This is a genomic window from Alteraurantiacibacter aestuarii (genome assembly GCF_039523595.1).
GTDB classification, from domain to species: domain Bacteria; phylum Pseudomonadota; class Alphaproteobacteria; order Sphingomonadales; family Sphingomonadaceae; genus Alteraurantiacibacter; species Alteraurantiacibacter aestuarii.
This window is the reverse complement of sequence record NZ_BAAAFP010000002.1, coordinates 799,559-816,520: the sequence shown is the minus strand read 5'-3', so window position 1 is coordinate 816,520 and position 16,962 is coordinate 799,559. Positions and strand designations below refer to the sequence as shown.

General features: G+C 63.3%; 19 protein-coding genes. 9 read left to right on the top strand and 10 right to left on the bottom strand.

The annotated features are described in order from the left end of the window. Positions 1 to 111: 111 nt before the first annotated feature. Positions 112 to 1,824 carry a cytochrome c oxidase subunit I gene (ctaD, locus tag ABDZ98_RS07465; protein ID WP_160589885.1) on the bottom strand — a complete coding sequence of 571 codons (1,713 nt, stop codon included), beginning with the start codon at positions 1,822 to 1,824 and terminating at the stop codon, positions 112 to 114. 54 nt (positions 1,825 to 1,878) lie between these two features. Next, a complete protein-coding gene (gene coxB / locus ABDZ98_RS07460) occupies positions 1,879 to 2,895 on the bottom strand; it encodes a cytochrome c oxidase subunit II (RefSeq protein WP_419866761.1) in 1,017 nt (338 codons plus the stop codon). A gap of 228 nt (positions 2,896 to 3,123) precedes the next feature. On the opposite strand from coxB, the gene pyrE reads away from it, so the two are divergent. The 7 genes from pyrE to ruvX are packed head-to-tail and all read left to right on the top strand — an operon-like array spanning position 3,124 to position 8,460. Beyond that, positions 3,124 to 3,711: an orotate phosphoribosyltransferase gene (gene pyrE, locus ABDZ98_RS07455; RefSeq protein WP_160589887.1), complete on the top strand. Its 588-nt coding sequence runs from the start codon at positions 3,124 to 3,126 to the stop codon at positions 3,709 to 3,711. A 5-nt stretch (positions 3,712 to 3,716) separates the two neighbouring features. After that, positions 3,717 to 4,463: a pyridoxine 5'-phosphate synthase gene (locus tag ABDZ98_RS07450; RefSeq protein WP_160590248.1), complete on the top strand. Its 747-nt coding sequence runs from the start codon at positions 3,717 to 3,719 to the stop codon at positions 4,461 to 4,463. Between the two features lie 10 nt (positions 4,464 to 4,473). Beyond that, positions 4,474 to 4,875, top strand: coding sequence for a holo-ACP synthase (gene acpS, locus ABDZ98_RS07445; RefSeq protein WP_160590250.1), 402 nt, complete (start codon positions 4,474 to 4,476; stop codon positions 4,873 to 4,875). Continuing rightward, the gene (gene lepB / locus ABDZ98_RS07440) at positions 4,872 to 5,759 is read left to right on the top strand and encodes a signal peptidase I (protein WP_337190149.1); all 888 of its coding nucleotides are present in this window, start codon (positions 4,872 to 4,874) and stop codon (positions 5,757 to 5,759) included. Before acpS ends, lepB begins: the two co-directional genes overlap by 4 nt. After that, a complete protein-coding gene (locus ABDZ98_RS07435; protein ID WP_160589888.1) occupies positions 5,752 to 6,864 on the top strand; it encodes an AI-2E family transporter in 1,113 nt (370 codons plus the stop codon). Before lepB ends, ABDZ98_RS07435 begins: the two co-directional genes overlap by 8 nt. After that, positions 6,857 to 7,996, top strand: a complete 1,140-nt coding sequence (locus ABDZ98_RS07430) for a DUF3089 domain-containing protein (protein WP_160589889.1) — start codon at positions 6,857 to 6,859, stop codon at positions 7,994 to 7,996. Before ABDZ98_RS07435 ends, ABDZ98_RS07430 begins: the two co-directional genes overlap by 8 nt. Beyond that, the gene (ruvX, locus tag ABDZ98_RS07425) at positions 7,978 to 8,460 is read left to right on the top strand and encodes a Holliday junction resolvase RuvX (RefSeq protein WP_337190150.1); all 483 of its coding nucleotides are present in this window, start codon (positions 7,978 to 7,980) and stop codon (positions 8,458 to 8,460) included. The genes ABDZ98_RS07430 and ruvX overlap by 19 nt, the downstream gene beginning before the upstream one ends. A 13-nt stretch (positions 8,461 to 8,473) precedes the next feature. Here ruvX and ABDZ98_RS07420 read toward each other — a convergent pair whose 3' ends face one another. The 7 genes from ABDZ98_RS07420 to argH form a co-directional block, all read right to left on the bottom strand. Then, positions 8,474 to 9,376, bottom strand: a complete 903-nt coding sequence (locus ABDZ98_RS07420; RefSeq protein ID WP_160589890.1) for a transposase — start codon at positions 9,374 to 9,376, stop codon at positions 8,474 to 8,476. Further along, positions 9,376 to 10,329 carry a hypothetical protein gene (locus ABDZ98_RS07415; RefSeq protein ID WP_160589891.1) on the bottom strand — a complete coding sequence of 318 codons (954 nt, stop codon included), beginning with the start codon at positions 10,327 to 10,329 and terminating at the stop codon, positions 9,376 to 9,378. Before ABDZ98_RS07415 ends, ABDZ98_RS07420 begins: the two co-directional genes overlap by 1 nt. Positions 10,330 to 10,347: 18 nt before the next feature. Then, positions 10,348 to 10,509 carry a hypothetical protein gene (locus ABDZ98_RS07410; RefSeq protein WP_160589892.1) on the bottom strand — a complete coding sequence of 54 codons (162 nt, stop codon included), beginning with the start codon at positions 10,507 to 10,509 and terminating at the stop codon, positions 10,348 to 10,350. Positions 10,510 to 10,611: 102 nt separating this feature from the next. Further along, positions 10,612 to 11,397 (bottom strand): precorrin-2 dehydrogenase/sirohydrochlorin ferrochelatase family protein, encoded by a 786-nt coding sequence (locus ABDZ98_RS07405; protein ID WP_160589893.1) that lies wholly within the window; start codon positions 11,395 to 11,397, stop codon positions 10,612 to 10,614. Between the two features lie 14 nt (positions 11,398 to 11,411). Continuing rightward, on the bottom strand, positions 11,412 to 12,674 hold the full coding sequence (gene lysA / locus ABDZ98_RS07400; protein WP_160589894.1) for a diaminopimelate decarboxylase: 1,263 nt from the start codon (positions 12,672 to 12,674) through the stop codon (positions 11,412 to 11,414). Between the two features lie 12 nt (positions 12,675 to 12,686). Continuing rightward, entirely contained in the window at positions 12,687 to 12,926 is a 240-nt protein-coding gene (locus ABDZ98_RS07395) for a hypothetical protein (protein WP_160589895.1), read from the bottom strand. After that, positions 12,923 to 14,299, bottom strand: a complete 1,377-nt coding sequence (gene argH, locus ABDZ98_RS07390; RefSeq protein ID WP_160590256.1) for an argininosuccinate lyase — start codon at positions 14,297 to 14,299, stop codon at positions 12,923 to 12,925. The genes ABDZ98_RS07395 and argH overlap by 4 nt, the downstream gene beginning before the upstream one ends. Positions 14,300 to 14,360: 61 nt before the next feature. On the opposite strand from argH, the gene ABDZ98_RS07385 reads away from it, so the two are divergent. Both ABDZ98_RS07385 and ABDZ98_RS07380 read left to right on the top strand, forming a co-directional pair. Continuing rightward, positions 14,361 to 14,912: a TlpA family protein disulfide reductase gene (locus ABDZ98_RS07385; protein ID WP_160589896.1), complete on the top strand. Its 552-nt coding sequence runs from the start codon at positions 14,361 to 14,363 to the stop codon at positions 14,910 to 14,912. Continuing rightward, positions 14,902 to 15,687, top strand: coding sequence for a peptidase associated/transthyretin-like domain-containing protein (locus ABDZ98_RS07380; protein WP_343806398.1), 786 nt, complete (start codon positions 14,902 to 14,904; stop codon positions 15,685 to 15,687). Before ABDZ98_RS07385 ends, ABDZ98_RS07380 begins: the two co-directional genes overlap by 11 nt. Here the strand turns inward: ABDZ98_RS07380 and ABDZ98_RS07375 are convergent. Continuing rightward, the gene (locus tag ABDZ98_RS07375; RefSeq protein WP_160589898.1) at positions 15,653 to 16,900 is read right to left on the bottom strand and encodes an FAD-dependent oxidoreductase; all 1,248 of its coding nucleotides are present in this window, start codon (positions 16,898 to 16,900) and stop codon (positions 15,653 to 15,655) included. The genes ABDZ98_RS07380 and ABDZ98_RS07375 overlap by 35 nt on opposite strands. Between the last annotated feature and the right edge of the window lie 62 nt (positions 16,901 to 16,962).

Sequence of the window (16,962 nt, the reverse complement as noted above, 5' to 3'; positions counted from 1 at the left end):
TCTTTTACGGCTCCAACTCAACGGGAGGTCATTTGCAAGCAGGGGCGCGGTCGTTCCCGTCCGCGCCCCCACCCCTTTTCTTGTACCCCGAACGCGCCGGGGACACTGCGATCAGGCCTTGGCCGGAGCCTGGCTGATGTGATCGTTGGAGGAATGGTGGTCCTCGATCACGGGCAGCGTTTCGAACTGGTGGAACGGCGGCGGGCTGGACAGCGACCACTCAAGCGTGGTGGCGCCTTCGCCCCAGTAATTGGCTTCCGCCTTCTTGCCCGCGATCAGCGCATAAGCGGTGTTCACGAAGAAGATCAGCATGCTGCCCGCCATCACGTAATAGCCCAGGCTGGAAATGTGGTTCCAGTATTCGAAGGCCGGCGTGTAGTCCGGATAGCGGCGCGCCATGCCCTGCAGGCCCAGGAAGTGCTGCGGGAAGAAGATGATGTTCACACCGATGAAGAAGATCCAGAAGTGCAGGTGGGCGAGGAATTCGGAATGCATCCGGCCGCTCATTTTCGGGAACCAGTAATACCAGCCCGCGAACAGCGAGAACACCGCACCCATCGACAGCACATAGTGGAAATGCGCCACCACGTAATAGGTATCGTGCAGGTTGTCGTCGATGCCGCCATTGGCCAGCACAACGCCGGTCACGCCGCCAACGGTGAACAGGAAGATGAAGCCCATCGCCCACACCATCGGTGATTTGAATTCAATCGATCCGCCCCACATGGTGGCGATCCAGCTGAAGATCTTGATGCCGGTGGGCACCGCGATGACCATGGTTGCGGCGGTGAAATACATCTTCGTATTCACGTCCAGGCCCACGGTATACATGTGGTGCGCCCATACGATGAAGCCGACCACGCCGATGGCGACCATGGCATAGGCCATGCCCAGATAGCCGAACACCGGCTTCTTGGAGAAGGTCGCCACGATCTGGCTGATCATGCCGAAGCCCGGCAGGATCATGATGTACACTTCGGGGTGCCCGAAGAACCAGAACAGATGCTGGTACAGGATCGGATCACCGCCACCGGCCGGATCGAAGAAGGTTGTGCCAAAGTTGCGATCGGTCAGCAGCATGGTGATGGCAGCGGCCAGAACCGGCAGCGCCAGCAGCAGCAGGAAGGCAGTGACCAGCACCGACCACACGAACAGCGGCATCTTGTGCAGCGTCATGCCGGGGGCACGCATGTTGAAGATGGTGGTGATGAAATTGGTCGCGCCAAGGATCGAGCCTGCGCCCGCAAGGTGGAGCGAGAAGATCGCGAAATCGACTGCCGGCCCGACAGAGCCGCTGGTCGACAGCGGAGCATAGACGGTCCAGCCCGTGCCCGCGCCATTGCCGACGCCGCCCGGCACGAAGGCCGAGAACATCAGCGAGCAGAAGCCGGCAACCGTCAGCCAGAAGGAGATGTTGTTCATGCGCGGGAAGGCCATGTCCGGCGCGCCGATCATCAGCGGCACGAACCAGTTGCCAAAACCGCCGATCATGGCCGGCATGACCATGAAGAACACCATGATCAGGCCGTGTGCGGTAATCAGCACGTTCCACATGTGCCCATTGGCATCGAAGCTGGCTTCGCCGCCCATGAACTCGACCCACCAGCCCAGCACCTGGATGCCCGGCTGCGCCAGTTCGGCACGCATGATGCCCGATACAATGCCGCCGATGATGCCCGCGAAGATCGCGAAGATCAGGTACAGCGTGCCGATGTCCTTGTGATTGGTGGACATGAACCAGCGCGCGAAAAAGCCTGGCTTGTGATCCGCATCATGTGCGTGATCGTCGTGGTGGGCATCAAAGCCTTCAGCAGTCGTGGCCATATTCGTCTCGGACCTTGGTCTATCGTGTCAAACTTACAAATTCGAATGGCGAAATCAGGATTGCGCCTGAGCCGCGTCGGCTGCGGCAATCTCTTCCGCCGGAACAGCAACTTCTGCTTCGGGCGCCGGAGCTGCCGCCGGTTCAGCCGGTACGGCCGCAACCGCGCCGGGGAGTGTACCGCCCTGGCTCAGCACCCATGCTTCATATTCAGCCACGGGACGCGCTTCGATGGCGATCGGCATATAGCCATGACGCGCACCGCACAGTTCCATGCACTGGCCATAATAGATGCCCGGCTCGTCGATCTGCAGCATCTTTTCATTGATGCGCCCCGGGACGGCATCCATCTTGAACCACAGCGAGGGGACGCCAAAGGCATGGATCACGTCCTTGCCGAAGGTCTGGATACGGATCGGCACGCCAACCGGCACAACCATGCGATTATCCACCGCCAGCTGGTGCGGTTCACCGGAAGACAGCGCATCTTCATCGCTCAGCATGTTGGAAATGACTTCGAAGCCGCCATTGTCCACATATTCATAGCCCCAGTACCACTGGTAGCCATTGGCCTTGATGGTCAGCGCATCTTCGGGCGGGCTCTGATACTGGCGAGCCAGCAGGGTGATGGACGGAACGGCGATCACCAGCAGGATGATGACCGGGATCACCGTCCAGATAATCTCGATCAGCGTGTTGTGGCTGGTCTTGGATGCCACCGGATTACGCGACCTGCGATAGCGCGCCACCACCCACAGCAGCAGGCCCAGCACGAACAGGCTGATCACGGTGATGACCGGCATCAGGATCGCATCGTGCATCCACAGCGCATAATCGCCATTGGCGGTGTGCTGAGGCTGGAAAGTCATCGATGCCAGCATGTCTTCATTGGCCGAAACCGGCTGTCCGACGATCATGTCTGCACCGTAATGTTCAAACGCTGGAGCCGCATCGGCAACAACCGCACCCTCAACCGCTGCATCGGCGGCAACTGCCTCGACAGCCTCGGTCTCCTGCGCGAATCCGGTAACCGGGGCAGTAAGGAATGACACGGCCGCGGCCATAATTACCATGATATGCAGCCGCTTGCGGGCGATCTCGCCGAAATTCATCTGTCCAACGCTTTCCGTTCTGTTGCGGGCGCAATAGGCCCAAATAGCCCCGAGAAAAGGCCTTATCGGGCGGGCCTATACGCCCGCTTGCCCCATGCCTCAAGCGCTTCTAGGGAGATTTTTCACGAACTACCATGCAGGCTTTGGTCCTGTATGCTGATGATCCACCGAAAGGCGCATTCACAAATTATGACCGAAGAAGAGGTCCTTGCCGAATTTCGCAGCTGCCACGCCTTGCTGGAGGGGCACTTCAAACTCTCCTCTGGCCGCCATTCCGCGCATTACCTGCAATGCGCCCGCGTGCTGATGAACCCCGAGCGTGCCGGGCGGCTGGCGCTGGCGCTGGTGCAGTCGATCCCGCGCGAGATTCGCCAGAAGATCGACCTGGTGGTCTCACCCGCAATGGGCGGACTGATCATCGGCCATGAGGTAGGCCGGGCGCTGGGCAAGGACGCGATTTTTGTGGAAAGACCCACCGGCACGTTCGAACTGCGGCGCGGATTCGCCATTCCCGAAGGCGCAAAAGTGCTGATGGTCGAAGATGTCGTGACCACCGGCCTTTCGAGTCGCGAAGCCATGGAATGCGTGCGGGCCGAGGGCGGTGACGTGATTGCCGAGGCGGCGCTGGTGGACCGGTCTGCGGGCTCTGTTGATCTGGGCGTGCCGTTCTTCCCGCTGGTGGCGATCAACTTCCCCACATATGCCGAGGATGAGGTTCCAGCCGATCTGGCCAAGGTGGCAATCACCAAGCCCGGCAGCCGCGACCTGAAGAAGTGACACAGGTGCTTCGCCCCGGCCGGCTCAGATTGGGCGTGAACATCGATCACGTCGCCACCATTCGCAATGCGCGCGGCGGAGACCATCCCGATCCCGTGCGCGCGGCGGAAATCGTCGCCCGCGTGGGCGGCGATGGCATTACCGCCCATCTGCGCGAGGATCGCAGGCACATTCGCGACGATGACCTGCGCCGAATACAGGCCGCCACCAACCTGCCGCTCAACCTGGAAATGGCCGCGACCGAGGAAATGCTCGCCATCGCCCTGGCGCACATGCCCCACGCCGCCTGCATCGTTCCCGAAAAGCGCGAGGAGCGCACGACCGAGGGCGGCCTGGATGCCGCCGGCCTGCACAACCAGCTGGCCCCGATTGTCAGCCGCCTTGCCGATGCCGGCATTCGCGTCAGCCTGTTTATCGAGGCGAGCGAGCGCCAGCTGGAGGCCGCCATGCGGCTGGGCGCACCAGTGGTGGAGTTTCACACCGGCGAATACGCCCATGCCCATCTGGACGGCGACGGCGAGAAGCTCTCCGCCGAACTGAAGCGCCTGACCGATATGGCCGCGCTGGCCGCCAAGAACGGGATTGAGCCGCATGCCGGCCACGGCCTGACCTATGAGAACGTCCAGCCGATTGCCGCAATCCCGCAACTGGCCGAGCTCAATATCGGCCATTATCTTGTGGGTGAGGCGGTGTTCGTTGGGCTTGAGGCAGCCGTTCGCCGCATGCGCGACCTGATGGATGATGCGCGGTGAGGATCGATCTGTGATCATCGGAATGGGATCGGACCTCTGCAACATAGAGCGTATCGCCAATTCGCTGGAGCGTTATGGCGAACGGTTCGAGGCGCGCGTCTTCACCGATATAGAGCGCGCCAAGGCCGCGCGCCGTCCGCACACGCGCGCGGGCACCTATGCCAAGCGCTTCGCCGCCAAGGAGGCTTTCAGCAAGGCCGTGGGAACCGGTTTCAAGCGCGGCGTGTTCATGAAGGATATCGGCGTGGTCAATGCTCCATCAGGAGCGCCGACCCTGCACCTTGAAGGCGGCGCGGCGGCGCGGCTGATCGAACTGACGCCCGCAGGTCACACGGTCACCATACACCTGACCCTGACCGACGATCATCCGTGGGCGCAGGCCTTTGTCATTCTGGAGGCGCACAGCCTGTGAATACCCAATCGGACACTGGCTCCCCCCCGGCGGAGAAGACCGATGAACCCGGCCGCATCAACTGGCTGGCGGAGATCCGTGGCCTGTTGCTGATGCTGCTGGGCGTACTGGCCTTCCACACCTTCATCGCCAAGCCGTTCTACATCCCGTCCTCCAGCATGATGCCCAACCTGCTGGTGGGTGACCGGCTGATCGTGTCCAAATATCCCTATGGCTGGAGTTGGGTGTCCGCCAGCTTCCACATCTTCCCGCGCGATGACTGGCGCATTGCCCCGTCCACACCCGAATATGGCGATATCGTGATCGTGGTGCCGCCGGGCAGTTCGGAGGATTACATCAAGCGGGTGATCGGCCTGCCGGGTGACACCATCGCCATGGTCGACGGGCAAATCATCCTCAACGGCGAGCCGGTGCCGCAGGACATGGAGCCGCCTGTCCGCCTGCCCGCCGAGCACCAGAATATGTGCGACGGCATACCCTGCATGCGCGATTTCGAGGAATATCGCGTGCGGCTGGAGGATGGCAGCGTAGTGTTCGAGCCGCCGACTTACCGCGAAACATTGCCCAATGGCGCAACCTACCTCATCATCGATCACCGCGAAGGCATCTACGACAATTTCGAGGAGCTGGTGGTGCCCGATGGCCATGTGTTCCTGATGGGTGACAACCGCGACCATTCGGCTGACAGCCGCGTCTATGTGGGCGGCGGGCTGGCGGGCCCGGTTCCCATCGCCGATGTGGGCGGACGGGCGGAGTTCATCAGCTTCAGCCTGGACGGGCGGGCGAGCCTTAATCCCTTGACATGGTTCACCTCTCTCAGGCCTGATCGCGCATGGTCCAGCCTGCGACCTGCGCTGGACGTGGGAGAAGCGAGTCATGAGTAGCGATCCACAGGGCGCAGAGCCGAATATCGGCGCCAGCCCGACGCGCATCAGCAACCCCGAACTGCGCCATGAAGCCAGCCGCGCTGCGGTGTGGATCGGCATGGTCGGCCTGGCTGTGTTGACCGTTTACATATCGCAAAGCCTGCTGGTGATTTTCGGCGCGATGGTGTTCGCCGCGATGATCGACGGCGGCGTCCGCCTGCTGGGACGGGGCCTCAAGATCGGGCGCAGCTGGCGCATCGCCATCGTGCTGGTGTCCAGCGTCGCCTTCCTGATCTGGCTCGGCTGGTTTGCCGGATCGCAGATTTCGCAGGAGGCCGCGCAGTTTCCGGCCATTGTCGAAACGCAGATGATCCAGCTGTTCGAATGGCTGGACACGCAGGGTTTCGCCATCGACATTTCAGACGTGCAGGGCCTGATCGGTCAGGCCATCAGCGGTTTTGGCACCGTCACCCGCGCACTGGGCGGCATATTGGGCGGCCTCACCACGCTGGTGGTGGTGGCCATCATCGGCATTTACGTGGTGATCGAGCCGCGGCTGTATGAACGCGGCGTGGCATGGATGATGCCGGCTGAGAAGCGCCATGAATTCTACATCACCGTCAGCATCATGGCCTATACCATGCGGCGGCTGATGTTCGGCCGCCTTGTCGGCATGGTGGTGGAAGGTATCTTCACCTGGGCGATGCTGGCGCTCTATGGCGTGCCGATGGCCGCGCTGCTGGGCATACTGACCGGCCTGCTGGCCTTCATTCCCAATATCGGCGCGGTAATTTCCGGCGTGCTGATGGTGCTGGTGGGCTTTTCCGGCGGCACGGAGATGGGGCTTTATACGATCTTCGTCTATTTCCTGATCCAGAATATCGATGGCTATGTGATCATCCCGATGATCGCCAAGAAGACTGTGGACCTGGCGCCTGCTCTGGTACTGGCGGCGCAGCTGATCATGGGCATATTGTTCGGCATATTGGGCCTGTTCCTGGCCGATCCGCTGCTGGCGATGATCAAGGTGGCGCTGGAACGCCGGGCGCAGCAGAACGAGGATGGCGATCAGGCGGTGATCCGCGCAAAGGAAGAAGCCGTGGCGGCGCTGGGCGATGCGTAGGTTCCTCTACACCATAGTCATCCTGATCCTGGTGGTGGCGGTCACGCTGTTCGTGCTGCGGATTTACAGCAAGGAGCTGACCCAGCTTACCCTGGTCCCGCGCACGGAATTCGTCCCGCAGGATGCGCTGGCGGACAATGCCTATACCAATCCGGACATGTGGTTCTCCCGTCCCGGCATGGGTGCGCCCAATGATCCGGCGCGCTGGCAACCGCAGGAGGCCGAAGGGTCTGTGCCGCCGCCTGCGGTCAATGACACGCCCCTACCGCGCTTTGCGGTTTTCTTCGTCCACCCCACCAGCTTTACCGACAACCGGGTGTGGAATGCTCCGCTCGACGATGAGCCATCGCAGGACCTTGCCCGGCTGCTGGTGCGCGGTCTGGGCAGCGCTTTCAATCAGGCGAGCGAAATCTGGGCACCGCGTTATCGCCAGGCCACTTTCGGCGCGTTTCTTTCCGACAGCGACGAAGCAAAGCAGGCGGTGGATGCCGCTTACCGCGACGTGGACCTGGCCTTCACCTATTTCCTCTCCAGCATTGATGCGGATATGCCGATCGTGTTGGCCGGGCACAGTCAGGGATCGCAGCATATCCTGCGGCTACTGAGGGAGCGCATTGCCGGCACGCCGCTGCAACAGCGCATCGCCATGGCATATCCCATCGGCTGGCCAATATCGGTGGAACACGATCTGCCCGCCCTGCCCCTGCCTGCCTGCGCCACGGCCCAGCAGGCCGGCTGCATCGTCAGCTGGGCCAGTTTTGCCGAACCGGCGGACCCCGGGATCATGTTCTCGCAATATGCGGGCAGCACCGGCTTTGATGGAGAGCTGCGCGGCGACAGCCCGATATTGTGCACCAATCCGCTATCCGGCGCGCCCGGCGGCAGCGAGCCTGCAGGGGCCAATCTGGGTACGCTGGTTCCCAGCGATGATCTGGGCAGTGGCGAACTGGTGACAGGTGCCGTGCCCGCGCGCTGCGACGATGCCGGTTTTCTGCTGATCGGCGATCCGCCGGAAATGGGCACCTACGTGCTGCCGTTCAACAATTACCACGTCTATGACATCCCGCTGTTCTGGCGGTCCCTGCAACAGGATGTGGTGCGCCGCGTGGCAGCGTGGGAGCAGGGAAGCTGATTACCGAAAGCGCAGCGGAGTTTCGCGATGCACTGCCAGAAGGCGGCGCGCTGCTGGGGCTGGATCTTGGCACCAAGACCATAGGCACCGCCTTTTGCGACGCGCAGTGGAGCTTCGCCACGGCGGGCAAGACGCTGGCCAAGGGCAAGTTCACCAAGGACAAGGCCGCGCTGGAAGTGCTGATTGGCCAGCGCAATGTGAAAGGCATCGTCATCGGCCTGCCGCTCAACATGGATGGCAGCGCGGGGCCGCGTGCGCAGGCCAGCCGCGCCTTTGCCCGCAACCTGGCGGTGCTGGAGCTGCCGGTGCTGCTGTGGGACGAGCGCTGGTCCACCACCAGCGCCGAACGGGCGATGATCTCGCAGGATTTCAGCCGCGCCAAACGCGCCGAGAAGATCGACAGCCACGCCGCCGCGATCATCCTGCAAGGGGCGATAGACCGGCTGGCCGGGGGTATTCTGTAGGCCGCAGCAGTATCTAGGCCGCAGTAGCCAGGGCGGCGCGGCGATTGGTCGCCTCGCCCGCAATCAGGCGGCTGCCATTGCCTTCTGCCCTTCGCCACAGCGCGTCGCGCTCCGCCACCGGCAGAATGCCTGCCTGCGCTTCCAGCGCCGTCAGCCGCATCCGTTCGCTGGGATGGTGGCGGGCAAAGTTCTCCGCCAGATCGCGCGCGTCATCGCCGCCCAGACCAACCGCCACGCGCAGGAATATCTCGCTGCCGCCGGGACTGATGACGCCTGCAATCTCATCCTTCTCGACATCGAAGCGATACTGGTCGAGCCAACCCTGCGCGCCGCCCGAGTGCATGATGTTGAGCGAGACGGAGAGGCTTTGAGGCGGCAATTGCGAATGCACATCACGGTGCGCGCGGTAATGCATCAGCTTGCCCGGATCGAGGGTCGATCGTTCGACAAAACGCAGCCCGGCCTTTTCTCCGATCACGCCCTCCACCGCCTCATAATCATATTCGTAATAGTCGGACGCATAGCCCGGCCCGAAATAGCCGAGGGTGAGGAAATCGAAATTGTGATCGTGCGGCAATTCATAGCTGAAGGCAGAATGGCCCGATGCGCGGAACACGTAGTCCTGCTGCGAGGGCCAGAAATTGGCCCGCAGGAAGAATTCGCGGCCCAGCGGTGAAAGCATCACCACCTGCGCGCCGTAGGAGCTGGCGTCTTCCTCACCGCCTGCAGAATCCTTGAGTTCGGCCAGCATGATGTCGGCCAGGAACTGGCGATCATTGCCCAGACGGCGCAGCCAGCGCGCGGCGGACAGCAGCGATTCCTCCTCCTGCGGGTGGAAACCATCGCTCTTCAACGCCTCTACGCAATCACCCAGCGAGCTGGTTGCATCGTCGCGGTAGTCGATCACTCTTGGCATTATTGTGTCTCCAGTTCGCGCAATTGCGGATGGGTTTCCAGCAGCTGGGCGCGCAGCGCGCCGGCCGGATCGGACAGGCCATCCTCCATGTCGCGGGCAATTTGGCAAAGCAGGGTGAAGCCCTGCGCGGTGTCCAGCGCCAGACATTCACGAACCGCCTGCCAGCGCAGGCTTTCGTCATGCTCATCGCGCGCAAGGCGACTTAGGACAGGCGGCGCCTTTGTACATTCCATGCGGCCGAGCAGCGTGACCATCATCTCCTTGCGACTGGTGGCCAGACTGCCCGATGACTGGTGCAGCAGGCGGCCGGTCTCCCGGCAATATTCGCGCCCCGGCTGCGGCGGTGCGCCCACCTGCAACAGGCGCAATGTGACCAGCCTTGTCTCGACCGTTTCGGCAATCAGCATCTCGCTGGAACAGTCGAATGCCAGGCGCACACCGGCGCGCAGGGTGATGGGTTCCTCACTGAAGCTCACCAGTTCGCGCGGGCCGTGAATGCGCAGGATGCGCGCACTGGCCGATCCGGCCAGCGTGGCATCATAGCGCAAGGCATCGCTGAAGGTGGCACAGGGATACTCAAACGTGCCCGGTTCGCGGGCCTGAAGGAGCATTTGCGCGCGCCCGGTCTTGCCCAGCAGAATGGTGGATGCGCGACCATCATACCCATTGCGGAAGGGCGGATGGCCCAGCCAGTTGCCGGACAGAGCGGCGCAGAAATGGCTCACAAGCGCGCTCATCAGCTGCTCAGCCGCGCCCTGGCCGGTGAAGATGTCTTCGAGAAGCGGGCAATCCTCCAGCGCCGCGCCTGTGCCGAAATTTTCGAATTCGGCCAGTGCCTGGGCCACGCCTTTTTCGGCGCGCCAGTCATCACAGGCCACTTTCATCGCGGCCTGGGCCTGACGCTGCGGGGCTCTGTTGCCCCGCAGCGCCGCGATGCTGGGATCAATACGCATCGCTGCGACCCTGGCGCCTCAGAACAGACCGCCGCCGGGAGGCGACGATTCGTAAACGATGGTGGCGATGACAACGATCGTATCGTCATGGCCGGGGTTGGGAGTGCGCATGGAACCGAACATTCCGGTGATGGTGTTGAGATCAGGCAGGCTCGCCAGATCGATCTTGGGCAGTTTCATATTTTTTTCTCCGTCTGCCGGCGGAGCCCCGCGCCCCGCCTGCCTATGGAGTGGCGGGAAGCGGACAAGGAGTTAAATTAAATGATTGTAATAGATTGAAAATCAATGACTTGCGCGAGTGATAATCAGGACCAGGCCGTCCGATTCATGACCGTGGTATGGCAAAGCAAAGCGCAAGGCGTCGGCGCGCGCGCGATCGAGAATCTGCGGTGGGATATGCGGATCATGCAGAATCACGTCGGCACTGCCGAGCAGGCGGGCCTGCCGCAGGGTCAGCTCCTCCGGGTCATCGCTGGCAATGGTGATTTCGATGCGGCCTGCCTCGCCGGCATTCGCCGCCCCGTGCAGCCAGTCCTCGATACGGCCTGCCGCCCCTGCCCGCAGCGGATCGAGCGGGCCACCTGCGGTCAGCGCATTGTCGAGCGCCTGGCGCCTGTCACCCATGCGCGGCCAGCGCTGTTTGATCCGGTCGCGCAGGGAATTGAGCGCGCTGGCCAGATCGCCCAGATCGGACGGCAGCAGCCCTTCCAGCCGCAGCCGCAATTGCTTGGCAAGTCCCGCCGATGCGCCCGATGTGCCGATGGCCACGATCACCGGATCGCGTTCCAGCAGGCTGGGCGTGGTGAAATCGCACAGGTCCGGTCGGTCCACCACATTGACCAGTAACCCGGCGCAGCGCGCGCGAATGGCATCGCCCTCGCACGCGGACTGACTTTCATGCGCGATGAAGGCCAGCCGGGCGCCTTTGTCGATGCCTTCCTGCAGATCGCCGATCACCAGCCCCCCGGCCCGTTCGACAAGCCGCTGCTTGGGTTCGGCCATCGGCCCGTCTCCCAATACGATAACCGGCTGTCCGGTCAGGCGGTGGAAGAGCGGGAGCGATCGCATGGCCTGTTCCTATCTCAGTCGAGCCATTCGGGCACGCGCTCGGCAGCGTAGATATCTTCTGGCAGGATACGGTCTGCCACGCTGGCCACGCGGTCCCCATCCACCATCACCTCGGCCACGAAGCCGCGCGAATTGTAGGATGATGCCATGGTCGCGCCATAGGCTCCGGCGGTGCGGAATACCGCCAGGTCGCCCGCTTCCAGCGCATCCATCTCACGCCCCATAGCGAAAGTGTCGCCGGTTTCGCAGATCGGGCCGACGATATTGGCGGTCATCCGCTGGCCGGTGGGCTCCACCGCGTCAAAATCATGCCAGGCGCCATAAAGCGCGGGCCGCGCCAGATCGTTCATCGCCGCATCGACAATCACGAACGGATCGCGGTTGGCATTGCGCTTCACGCGGATCACTTCGGTCAGCAAAACACCGGCATTGCCCGCAATCACGCGGCCCGGTTCGAACATCAGCGTCACGTCCCAGCCCTTGGTCGCGCGGGCAACCATGGCGCCATATTCGGCCGGGCTGGGCATCACTTCGCCCGCCTTGTAAGGCACGCCCAGTCCACCGCCCAGATCGACATGGGTCACCGTGAAGCCAGCGGCGCGAATGTCCGCCATCAGCGCGCCCACCTTGGCAAATGCCTCCTCCAGCGGAGCAAGATCGGAGAGCTGGCTGCCGATATGCACCGCAAGTCCGCGCATATCGAGGCCGGGAAGCGCAGACAGCCGCGCATACATGCCGGCAGCCTGATCAATCGGCACGCCGAACTTGTTGTCGCTCTTGCCGGTGGAAATCTTCTCATGCGTTCCGGCGTCGATATCGGGATTGACCCGCAGCGCGCAATGGGCGGTGCGGCCTGCGGCATCGGCGATGCGGGCCAGCTCCACGCCTTCTTCCTCGCTCTCGATGTTGAACTGGCCGATTCCCACATCGAGGCCCTGCATCATTTCCCGGGTGGTCTTGCCAACACCGGAAAACACTATGTCCGATGCGGGCATGCCAGCGGCCAGCGCGCGCGCCAGCTCTCCACCCGATACCACGTCAGCGCCAAACCCCTCGCGCTGCATCACGCGCAGCACGGCAAGGTTGGGGTTGCTCTTCACCGCAAAGGCCAGATGGATCTTGCCCAGCGGCGTCAACGCTTCGCGAAACACCCGTGCGTGGCGTTCAAGCGTGGCGCGCGAATAGACATAGACGGGCGTGCCAAATTCCTCGGCAATGCGCGACATAGGCACGTCTTCGGCGTGCAGCTCGCCGTTCTTCAGCTGGAAATGGTCCATATTTAAAACAGTCTAACCTTCGGGCGGGAGATCAAAGGGATCGTCCTCGCGTTCTTCGGATTCGCGGCGCAATTCCACGCTGCGTTCGGGCACGGCCTGCGGGCTGGTTTCAAGCAGCTCGGACGATGTCAGCGGATCTGTCGCACCGTGCGGAGCAGGCGGCAGCGATGCGCCCTCCAGCGGTTCCAGTTCGCCCATCTGGCCACAGGAACACAGCATCAGCGCCAGGGCCGCTATGGCCGGTTTCTTCATCGCTCGGCCTCCAGCTGTGCACGCGCCTCTGCCACGCGGGCGCGCACCTGATCGGGCGCAGTGCCGCCATAAGAAGCGCGTGCGGCCACGGAAGCCTCCACCGACAAGGCGGCATAGACCCGCTCGTCAATCCGGGCATCGATGGCCTGCAAATCGTCCAGCGGCAGCGCATCCAGCGCGATTCCGCGGCTTTCCGCCAGCTTGACCGCAGCGCCGGTGATGTGATGCGCCTCACGGAACGGAATATTCGCCGCGCGCACCAGCCAGTCTGCCAGATCGGTTGCCGTGGCATAGCCAAGCTCTGCCGCCTGGCGCATGCGTTCGGTCCTGAAAGTGCTTTCCGCCACCATGCCGGTCATCGCCGCGATCGACAGGCCGAGCAGCTGCGCGGCTTCGAAAACCGGCGGCTTGTCGTCCTGCATATCCTTGGAATAGGCGAGCGGCAGGCCCTTCATCGTCACCATCAGAGCAGTGACACAGCCCACGATCCGCCCGGCATGGCCGCGCACCAGCTCTGCCGCATCGGGGTTTTTCTTCTGCGGCATGATGGATGAGCCGGTGGAGAGCGAATCGGCCATGCGCACAAAGCCGAAAGGCTGGCTGGCCCAGATCACGAATTCTTCCGCCAGGCGGGACAGGTGCAGGCTGCACTGCGCCGCGGCCTGCAGGAAATCGATGGCGAAATCGCGGTCCGACACGGCATCCAGGCTGTTGCGCGTGGGCGCATCGAAGCCCAGCGCCTGCGCGGTCATTTCCCGGTCTATCGGAAAGCCGGTGCCAGCCAGTGCCGCGCTGCCCAGCGGGCTTTCATTCATCCGCGCGCGCGCATCGGCAAAGCGCGAACGGTCGCGCCGCATCATCTCGTAATAGGCCATCAGGTGATGGCCCAGCGTCACCGGCTGTGCGGTCTGCAAATGGGTGAAACCGGGCATGATGGAACCGGCATGCGCCTCTGCTTGCGTCACCAGCGCATCCTGCAGCGCGGCCAGCCCGGCATCGACATCGTCCATCGCCTCACGCACCCACAGGCGGAAATCGGTCGCCACCTGGTCGTTGCGGCTGCGCGCCGTATGCAGGCGGCCAGCAACCGGGCCGATCAGTTCGGCAAGGCGGCTCTCGGTGGTCATGTGGATATCTTCGAGGTCCCAGTCCTCGGGCACGCCATTGGCTTCATACTCGCCCGAAACGCGCTCCAGACCGTCCAGAATCGTCTGTGCATCGTCTGCGGTCACAATGTCGCAGGCGGCCAGCATCGCCACATGCGCGCGGCTGGCGGCGATGTCCTGTCGCCACAGGGCTTTGTCGAACGGGATCGATGCGTTAATCTCACGCATGATGGCAGACGGCCCTTCCGCGAACCGCCCACCCCACATGCTGTTGGAGGCACTACCCTTGCTCAAGACGAAAAAATTCCCTGCATTCCTGGCCTGCCTGATGGCTGCCGCTCTGGCGGGTTGCGATACCGGGGAGGCAGACCCCGCGCAAGGCGGCGAAGAAGTCTCTTCGGAAACCGGAGTCGAGGAATTCACCGGCACGCTGGACCGCACCTTTGCCGGAGAGGCGATTCCGGCGGTGATGCTGAGCGACCCGGCAGGCATCACGATGGAGCTGGCCGATAGCGGCGACAGGCCCATCCTGCTCAATTTGTGGGCCACCTGGTGCGCGCCCTGCGTGGTGGAAATGCCGCTGCTGGATGCGCTTGCGGGCGAGCTGGGCGAAGACGTGCGCGTGCTGACGGTGAGCGAGGACCTGTCCGGAGCCGACGCCGTGGTGCCGTTTTTCGAGGAGCGGGGCTTTACCAACCTGCCGCGATGGATGGACCCTAACAACGATCTGGCGATTGCCTTTGGCGGCGGCGCGGTGCTGCCGCTGACGGTGCTGTATAATGCAGACGGCAAGGAAGTGTGGCGCGTGATCGGCTCCTATGACTGGGGCAGCGAGGAAGCGCGCGTGCTGGTGCAGGAGGCTTTGGCCGATGACGGGTAAACCCCAAGACTCGCAGTTCTGCCGTGACATACAGCGGCGGCGCTTTCTTGGCGCCTTTGCCACCGGGATTGGTGGGACAATGCTGGCGGGCTGTGGGTCAAGCGCATGCGCGCAGGCAGCAGTGGCGGCGGCCTGCCGGGTAACGCCCACAGAGATTCGCGGGCCATACCCCGCAGATGGCGTGGGCGGGCGCGACGCACGGATCAACGTGCTCGACCTCGCCGATGTCCTGCGCAGTGACATTCGCCCCAGCTTTGCCGGGCTGGAAGGTGAGGCTGGCGGCGTTCCGATGCAGATCGAGCTGGAGCTGACCCGTTCGGACGATGATTGCGCAGTGCTGGCACGCCGCGCGATCTATCTGTGGCAATGCGATGCAGGGGGCGAATATTCGCTCTATACAAGGCGCGACGTGAACTATCTGCGCGGGCTACAACCCACCGACACGGCGGGCACAGCGCGTTTCAGTTCCATTGTACCGGGCTGTTACGGCGGGCGCGCACCGCATCTGCATGTCGAGATTTTCAGCGATGTGGAAGCAGCGATGGGCGGCGTTGCGCCGCTTCTGGTATCGCAGCTGGGCTTGCCGACCGGACCGTGCGAGGAGGTGTATGGCGACCGCGCGCTTTACGGTGACAGCGCCGCCAATCTCGCCCGCTGGCCTGCCGAGCGCGACTGGGCATTCAGGGGCGATGACCGCAGCCACATGATGCTGGCGATGGAGGGCGATGCACAGTCCGGATTTACTGCCCGGGCGCGGATTGCCCTTTCGGCCTGAGTGCTTCGTAATCGGGAAAGGCAAGGCCCAGCCTGCCCAGCGGTGATCCGGCCATGCCTGCCACCAGCATCGCCTTTATCGCCGGGCCTGGCGCAATGCGCGATGCCGGTGCCAGCAGCAGGTCGCGCAAGGCTGCCGGTGCACCTTTGTGCGACTGATAGAGCGGGGTGAAAGCCGCTGTCAGCCTTTGATACAGCCGCACATGCGCCTGCCGCAGGGCAATCGCGCCATGCAGGCGCGCTTGCAGGTCACCCTCCCCCGCCAGCCCCAGAGCCAAAGCCCAGGCATCCAGCAGCGCCATGTTGGCACCCTGCCCCAGCTGCGGGCTGGCCGAATGCCAGGCATCACCGATATGGATCAGCCGCGCTTCCACCGGCGTAGCGAAGGTGCGGTGCGCATAGCGGGCAAATGTCATCTGATCGGCGCTGGCGATCTGCGGCAGGATCGTCTCGCACTGTGGCCACAGGCCGCGCACCTCATCCTTCCAGCATTGCAGTCCATTGGCCTGCCACGCGGCATGATCCTGCTGTTGCAGGGACCAGAAGAAGGAGAACTCCCGCCGCCCGCCGCTGTGGCGCACACCGGTGGGCAATATCCCAACCATGCGGTGCGCTGCTTCATATCGCTGTTCCAGCAAGGTGAGGTCAAATGCGCCGTCCTCCGGCCATTCCAACGTGGTCCACAGCGCGCCAAAGGGTAGATACTGGCCTTGCGAGGGTGTCAGCGGGGACCCGACGCCCAGACAATCAACCAGCAGATCATGGCTGGCGGGCGCATCGCGATTGGCAAATCGAATGATCCGCTGGCCCGTGCCTTCCTCGCTGGTGCAGATCTCATGATCGGTCAGCACGGGGATCTTTTCCGCCAGCACGGCAGAATGAAGGAGATCGAACAGGCTGGCGCGGTGGATGCCGAGGCCGAAAACGCCGGGCACGGAAAGATCGGCATAATCCGCCTCCAGCACCGCTTCCCCTTCGCGGTTCAGCCCGTGCAGGCGCTGGATCGGCGCACCCCTGGCAACGGCGGTCTGCGCCAGGCCCAGCCGCGCGAGCACGGCCAGGCCGGTGGGCTGGATCATCAGGCCGGAGCCGACCGGGCGCGGCCGGGCAAAGCGATCGTACAGAGTGACGCGGTGCCCCTGCCTGTGCAGCAATAAAGCCGAAGCGAGTCCGGCAATTCCGCAGCCGGCGATGGCGATATCGAGGCGGTTCATCGCGCTGGCCTAACAGCGGAGCGAAGAAACTTCCAACACTGGGTCTTCCCAGCGCCGCAAGC